A 6,981-nucleotide genomic window follows, 5' to 3' on the forward strand; every position below is an offset into this window, starting at 1 on the left:
ACCCGCCGGCAGCGGACAGATGAGGCCCCCGGTCAAGTCATTCAGAAAAAAGAGGTAGTCTGCATGCAATGGTTCAATCAGCTCCGCGTCACGACCAAGCTGGTCGTTGGCTTTCTGGTCGTGTCGCTTATCGGCGCGGTGATGGGTCTGCTGGGCGTCATCAATATGGGACGCATGACGGACTGGACCAGCAGGATTTATCACGGCGACCTGCAGGCGCTCAAGGCGGTGCAGAGCGGCAACATCGACCTGCTCTATGCCAGCCGCGCGCAGATTGCGCTGCTGTCGGCTTCGACCATGGGCGAGCGCGCCGCCGAGAAAGAGCAGATCGAAAAGTCGCTGGTCCTGCTGGACGAGAGCGTGAAGCGTGCGCGCCCGGCGTTCAGCCAGTCCGAGGGGATTGCCCTCGTCAAGCARTTCGACGCCCTGCTGCCGGCCTACCGTGAGCGCCTGGGCAAGTATGTGGCGCTCGTCAGCAAGCAGCCGCTCGATACCTCGCAGTTTGAAAGCCAGGTCTTTAGCGAAAGCGCCGACCTGATCAAGGATAGCCGCGCGCTCGAAGACGTGATGGCAAAGATGGTCAAGCGCCGCGACGATCGCGCGCTGGGCAACATGGACGAGGCGCGTGGCGTCTACGAAAGCTCCCGCCTGTGGATGCTGGGCCTGGTGCTGGGTGGCCTGGCGGTCTCTGTGCTGCTGGGCGCGCTCCTGGCCCGTACGCTGTCGCGCCAGCTGGGCGGCGAGCCGGGCTACGCGGTGGCCATCGCCTCGCGTATCGCCGAGGGCGATTTTTCGGCCGACGTGAAGCTGCGTGCGGGCGACAAGGGCAGCCTGCTGCACGCCATGAAGCAGATGCAGCAGCAACTCTCGGCCATGGTGCGCGACTTCAAGGATTCCGCGGAATCGATCGCATCCGCCTCGCGTGAGATCGCCGCGGGCAACAGCGACCTGTCGCAGCGCACCGAGCAGCAGGCAGCCTCGCTGGAGGAAACCGCATCGAGCATGGAGGAGCTGACCAGCACGGTGCGCCAGAACGCGGACAACGCGCGCCAGGCCAGCGGCCTGGCTGCCAACGCCTCCGAGACCGCGGTCAAGGGTGGCGAAGTGGTGGGCCGCGTGGTGAAGACCATGGACGAGATCAACGATGCCTCCAAGAAGATCGTCGACATCATCGGCGTGATCGAAGGCATCGCCTTCCAGACCAATATCCTGGCACTGAACGCGGCAGTGGAAGCCGCGCGCGCCGGCGAGCAGGGCCGGGGCTTTGCCGTGGTGGCAGGCGAGGTGCGCAGCCTGGCGCAGCGCAGCGCGAACGCGGCCAAGGAAATCAAGGGCCTGATCGGCGACACGGTGGCGCGGGTGGACAACGGCTCGACGCTGGTGGGCCAGGCCGGGCACACCATGGGCGAGATCGTGCAGGCGGTCAAGCGCGTGACGGACATCATGGGCGAGATCAGCGCGGCGTCCGCCGAGCAGAGCTCGGGCATCGAGCAGGTCAACAAGGCCGTGGCGCAAATGGACGAGGTGACGCAGCAGAACGCGGCGCTGGTCGAGCAGGCCGCGGCTGCCGCCGGTTCGCTGGAAGACCAGGCTACGCGCCTGCAATCCTCGGTAGCCAGCTTCCGCCTGGCCGAAACGGATGCCTTCGCCGGCTCCCGCGCGCAAGCGCCGCAGCCCAAGGTGATCGCTGCGCCCAAGGCCAAGCCCAAGCGCATGGAGCCGTCGGCGCCGGCCGCCCGCCACGAAGAGTCCGGTCACGCCGAGCCCGCACCGGTGGACAAGGCTGAGCGCGAGGGCGGACGTGAAGCGCCTGCGCCGGTTACGGCGCGCGCCGCGCGTCCCGCGGCTCTGGCCACCTCGGAAAGCGGCGATTGGAGCGCTTTCTGACGGCGAACAAGGTGCTCCCGCCGTCAGCGGCATAGCCGGACCTGCACATCATGACTACTGAAATCACCCTGGCGCTGCCCGAAGAAGCCGCGGCCAAGCTGCGCGCCGAGTTCGAGCACTTCGTCAAGCTCTCGACCGGGCTGGACAACGAGTTCACGCCACCCGGCTTCGATGACTTCCTGCGGGCGCGCCTGCTGCACCATGACGGCCCGCTGACCGAGCGTGCCGTCACGCGGCTGCTCTCGGGTGGGGAGTACGCCTGGGCCAAGCGCGTGTTCAACAAGCAGCTGCCCAATGCCATGGCGACCCTGATGCGCGACGCGCAGCGCTATGGCTATGGCCTGGCGGTGCGCTACGAGTGGACGCCCCAGGAACGCCTTGCGCACGCCCGTGACTGGTCCCGGCAGATACTGGAGGACGCCGGGGCCGACCTGGCCTTTACCGATCCCCTGGCATCCCAGCTGGCTACCTCGGCGGTGGATATCCGCACGCTTGAGGAGCAGATGCAGACACCGGCATGGCGCGTCGCGGAAAGCCTGCGCCGCCGGGTCTACGACCTCATGTACATGGTGCAGACTGAACGCACCCCCGGCACGGCACGCTCGCGGCTGGGAGAGCTGCGTGCGTTGCTGGGGCTTTCGATGGACTACGGCACTGTGAGTGCCGAAGAAGCTGCGCGTGTGATGGAACAGGTGGAGCAAACCTGCCCGCATCTGTTCCACGAAGAGCCCGACGACCTGTTTGCACGGGTGGCTGCATGGCTGCGCAGGGTCCTAGTGTAGTGAGTCCGGCCCGTCAATAGAGGAATGCGACTAGTACACCCTCTGAAGGGATGACCTGGCGCGCCATTTTAGAGCTTTTCTTCTGTTACATACGCGTAACAGTTTTGATGCAAATCACATGACAAGGAGATGTCTGTTACAAACTTCGAATCCCATGTATGTTTCATGCGACATTGCTGTACCCCAACGTAAGAGGGGATTGGCAGTCTGCTCAAATTGCCGATATAACACTGTCAGTCGCACTTACACTCTGTAACATTTGTAACGTTTCAGATAGGTCTGACCAAGCGCAGTTCCGTAGTTGTACGCAGTACCCGTCGAACACGCACTCAAACGATCTGGTCGCCTTCAGCCTTCGGCTGCGGGTAAGCGCCGGACAAGCGGTCGAAGGGCTTTTGGTAGCGGGGAAAAATTGGAAAGCAGTGAAGTTCTCCAGGAGATCAGGGAGGTCAATCTCGCCTATCTGCTGCTCGCGCAACGCCTGGTGCGCGAAAATCATCTGGAAGCCATGTTCAGGCTTGGCGTCAGCAAGGAAATTGCCGACATTCTCGCCAAGTTGACACCGGCCCAGCTTGTCAAACTGGCAGCATCAAACATGGTCCTATGCCGTTTTCGGTTCGACGACCATGCCTTGCTGTCGACGCTCACCCATACGGCCAAGAGCCATGATATGCAGCAGATCCATGCTGCGATCCTGCTCGCACGGCAGCCCGTGGAGTCGCTCAATTGACCGCGCTCCTGCAGGCCCCGTCAGCCCGGAGTACCACGGCCACTCCCGTCCCCAATCGCAAGAGCGTCCTGCAGGATGCCAACCAGACCCAGCTCGCCATTGAGCTGATCGGCCTGGGTGCGCGCCTGCAAGTCCTCGAAGCCGAGACCACGCTCTCGCGCGATCGCCTGATCCGCCTCTACAAGGAGCTGCGCGGCGCCTCGCCGCCCAAGGGCATGCTGCCCTTCTCGACCGACTGGTTCACCACCTGGTTGCCAAACATCCATTCCTCGCTGTTCTTCTCGGCCTATCAGTTCATGGTCCAGCAGGGCGAGACGGTTGGCATCCGCGGCGTGGTGGCAGCCTATCGGCTCTATCTGGAGCACGTATCGCTGCTCGAAAGCGAAATTGTCTTAAGTTTCACCCGTGCTTGGACGTTAGTACGGTTTTTCGAGAGCAACATGCTGCAGCTTTCCAGCTGCACCTGCTGCGGCGGGCGTTTCGTGACGCACGCGTACGAGCCGCATGCGAATTTCGTATGCAGCCTGTGCCGTCCGCCCTCGCGTGCTGGCAAAGCCAAGAAGCTCTCGAAGGACATCGCACCAGCGCAAGCTGTCGCCTGACTGAAATCCTTGGGTCGATAGGGCACTAAGTCTTCAAGTCTTGCCGTCTTCAGTCGTTAAGTCTTAAGACGGACAGACTTCAGGACCCAAGGCTTCAAGGCCCGATAGTCCCAAGGTCTCAGATCCGATGGCAGCCTGCGTGACAGGTGAGCCCTGCCAAGGCAGGCGGTATATCCGCCTGGCTGGAGGGGTGACTCTTGTGCGTGCCTGACGCGTGTTTTTCTGACGGGGAATCAATCGTGCTAGTTGTAATTGGCTTTGTTGTCGTGATAGTGGCGGTGCTTGGTGGATACGCCATGACCGGCGGCCATATGGGCGCGCTTTATCAACCGGCAGAGCTTGTCATCATTGGGGGCGCCGCGATCGGCGCGTTCATCAGCTCCAACAATGGCAAGGCTATCAAGGCCACCATGCGCGTGCTGCCGACACTGTTTCGCAGCAGCAAGTACAGCAAGGCGCTGTACATGGAAGTCATGGCGCTGCTCTATGTCCTGCTGTCCAAGGCCCGCCGCGAAGGCATCCTGTTCCTCGAGAAGGAAATCGCGGATCCGGCGGCCAGCAGCGTGTTCAGCCAGTATCCGCGCATCCTTGCCGACCCGGGAATGATGGAGTTCCTGACGGACTACCTGCGCATGATGGTCAACGGCAATATGAACGCCTTCGAGATCGAGACCTTGATGGATCACGAGATCGAGACCTTCCGCCACGAGGCCGAGGTGCCGGCGCATGCGCTGACCCGGATCGGTGACGGATTGCCCGCCTTCGGCATTGTCGCCGCGGTGATGGGCGTGGTGCACGCGCTGGCCTCGGCAGACCTGCCGCCGGCCGAACTGGGCGCGCTGATTGCCCACGCCATGGTCGGCACCTTCCTCGGCATCTTGCTCGCCTACGGCTTTGTCTCGCCGCTGGCGGCGCGGGTCGAGCACCAGGTGGACGAAACCGTGAAGATGTACGAGTGCATCAAGGTCACGCTGCTGGCATCGCTCAATGGGTATGCACCGCTGGTGGCGGTGGAGTTCGGCCGCAAGGTGCTGTACTCGACTGAGCGGCCATCCTTCCTCGAACTGGACGACCACGTCCGCGAAGTCAAGAGCATCACCTGACGAAGAGGAGCGACAGCGATGAGCAGTGAGCACGGTGCGCACCCCATTGTCGTCAAACGCATCAAGAAGAGCAGCGCCGGGCATCATGGCGGATCGTGGAAGATCGCCTACGCCGACTTCATGACGGCAATGATGGCGCTGTTCCTTGTGCTTTGGCTGCTGAAGGCTGCCCAGCCCAAGGACCTGGTGCAATTGGCAGAGTATTTCCGCACGCCGCTGAAAGTGGCCATTGCGGGCGGCAACAAGAGCAGCATGTCTTCCAGCGTGATCCCGGGCGGCGGCACGGACGTGACCCGCCAGGACGCGGAAGTCAGGAAGACGCCCGAAGACGCCACCGAAAAGGCCAAGGAGCGCCAGGAAGCCGAGCGCCTGCGCTCGCTCAAGAAGCGCCTTGAGCAGATCATCGAGAACAACCCGGTGCTGCGCCAGTTCCGCCCCCAGTTGTTGCTCGATATCACCAGCGAAGGTTTGCGTATCCAGATCCTGGATACGCAGAACCGGCCGATGTTCCGTACCGGCAGCGCCGCGGTCGAGCCGTATATGCGCAGCATCCTGCGCGAGATCGGCCCGGTGCTCAACGAGATGCCCAACAAGGTCAGCCTGTCCGGCCATACCGACTCCGCCAACTATTCCAATGGCGAGCGCACGTATAGCAACTGGGAGCTGTCCTCGGACCGCTCCAATGCCTCCCGGCGCGAGCTGATTGCCGGCGGCATGAACGAGGGCAAGGTGCTGCGCGTGATCGGCCTGGCCGCGACCATGCCGCTCGACAAGAAGGACGATCTCGCGCCGGTGAATCGCCGCATCAGCATCGTGGTGCTGAACCAGCGCGCGCAGTCTCGGATCGAGGCTGAGAATGCCAGCGCCGCCGAGGTTTCGATCGCAGCAAAGGCCGGTGAAGCCGGCCAGGAAGTGCAGGCAGGCCTGGCGGCCGCCTCCGCCCCCGCAACCGCAGTCGCGCCGGCCGCTTCGGCCGCCCCGGCTGCGGCTGCGCCGGGCAACGCCGCCGCGGCCCCGGCCAAGCCGGGCAGAGTTCAATGAAGACCGCCTGCCATGCCGGCAGCGGGCTTCGCAGCAAAATTCAGTGAGCCAGGACGGTTATGTCTGTCGATATCGATATCACGCAGTTCTACCAGACCTTTTTCGAGGAGGCGGAAGAGCTCCTCGTGGAAATGGAGCAGCTGCTGCTCGGGCTGGATCTCGAATCCCCCGATGCGGAAGAGCTCAACGCGATCTTTCGCGCGGCGCACTCTATCAAGGGTGGCGCGGCCACGTTCGGCTTCGCCGCCCTGACCGAAACCACGCACCTGCTGGAAAACCTGCTTGACCGTACGCGGCGGCGGGAACTGGCGTTGTCCCGGACCATCATCGACACTTTTCTGGAAACCAAGGACGTGTTGCAAGATCAGCTCAACGCCTACCGTAACGGTACGGAACCCGATCCGGAAACGCTGGCGCGCATCTGCGCCGTTCTTCAGCAACTGGCGCTCGAGGCTGCGGGCGGCACGCCGGCAGCGGCGCCCGCCCCGGCGCCTGTCGCCGCAGCGGCAACCGTGGCCGCCGTGGCGCCTGCGAGCGCCGGCGGCGGCCTGAAGGTGACGCTGGTCAAGGTGTCGCCCTCGGACCAGGCGCTGTTGCGCGAGGAACTCGCCAACCTGGGCGAGATCACCGGCCAGAAGGAAGAGGGCGGCGATCTCACCGTGTGGCTGTCGAGCCAGTGCAGCGCCGACGACATCATCGCGGTATGCTGCTTCGTCGTCGATGGCGACCAGATCGTCGTGGAAGCGGCGGATGCGCCGGCTCCGGCCGCAGCGCCGGCAGCGGCCGAGCCGGTAGCTGCGGCTGCTGCGCCGGCCGCCGCCGCTCCGGCGCAGGCC

At 63.7% G+C, this 6,981-nt stretch carries 7 protein-coding genes; all 7 read left to right on the top strand.

Going from position 1 to position 6,981, the window contains the following annotated elements:
- The first annotated feature begins 63 nt into the window (after positions 1 to 63).
- Complete coding sequence (locus AB4061_RS26565) at positions 64 to 1,887, top strand: methyl-accepting chemotaxis protein (RefSeq protein ID WP_441639111.1); 1,824 nt, start codon at positions 64 to 66, stop codon at positions 1,885 to 1,887.
- Positions 1,888 to 1,937: 50 nt separating this feature from the next.
- Positions 1,938 to 2,669, top strand: a complete 732-nt coding sequence (locus AB4061_RS26570) for a DUF4088 family protein (RefSeq protein WP_441639113.1) — start codon at positions 1,938 to 1,940, stop codon at positions 2,667 to 2,669.
- 412 nt (positions 2,670 to 3,081) lie between these two features.
- Positions 3,082 to 3,399: a flagellar transcriptional regulator FlhD gene (gene flhD / locus AB4061_RS26575; RefSeq protein ID WP_006162633.1), complete on the top strand. Its 318-nt coding sequence runs from the start codon at positions 3,082 to 3,084 to the stop codon at positions 3,397 to 3,399.
- Complete coding sequence (flhC, locus tag AB4061_RS26580; protein ID WP_183033935.1) at positions 3,396 to 4,001, top strand: flagellar transcriptional regulator FlhC; 606 nt, start codon at positions 3,396 to 3,398, stop codon at positions 3,999 to 4,001. Before flhD ends, flhC begins: the two co-directional genes overlap by 4 nt.
- Positions 4,002 to 4,240: 239 nt before the next feature.
- Positions 4,241 to 5,104 carry a flagellar motor stator protein MotA gene (motA, locus tag AB4061_RS26585; RefSeq protein WP_006162635.1) on the top strand — a complete coding sequence of 288 codons (864 nt, stop codon included), beginning with the start codon at positions 4,241 to 4,243 and terminating at the stop codon, positions 5,102 to 5,104.
- Between the two features lie 18 nt (positions 5,105 to 5,122).
- The gene (gene motB / locus AB4061_RS26590) at positions 5,123 to 6,145 is read left to right on the top strand and encodes a flagellar motor protein MotB (protein ID WP_441639116.1); all 1,023 of its coding nucleotides are present in this window, start codon (positions 5,123 to 5,125) and stop codon (positions 6,143 to 6,145) included.
- Between the two features lie 59 nt (positions 6,146 to 6,204).
- Positions 6,205 to 6,981, top strand: a 777-nt coding sequence (locus AB4061_RS26595) for an Hpt domain-containing protein (protein WP_441639118.1), incomplete at its 3' end; no start/stop codon positions are given.

The sequence above is a fragment of the Cupriavidus sp. YAF13 genome (assembly GCF_052113425.1).
In the GTDB taxonomy this organism is placed as follows: domain Bacteria; phylum Pseudomonadota; class Gammaproteobacteria; order Burkholderiales; family Burkholderiaceae; genus Cupriavidus.

Excerpts from the sequence above, each read along its gene's own strand:
- AB4061_RS26570 (WP_441639113.1), top strand. The coding sequence starts at position 1,938 with ATGACTACTGAAATCACCCTGGCGCTGCCCGAAGAAGCCGCGGCCAAG.
- motB (WP_441639116.1), top strand. The coding sequence starts at position 5,123 with ATGAGCAGTGAGCACGGTGCGCACCCCATTGTCGTCAAACGCATCAAG.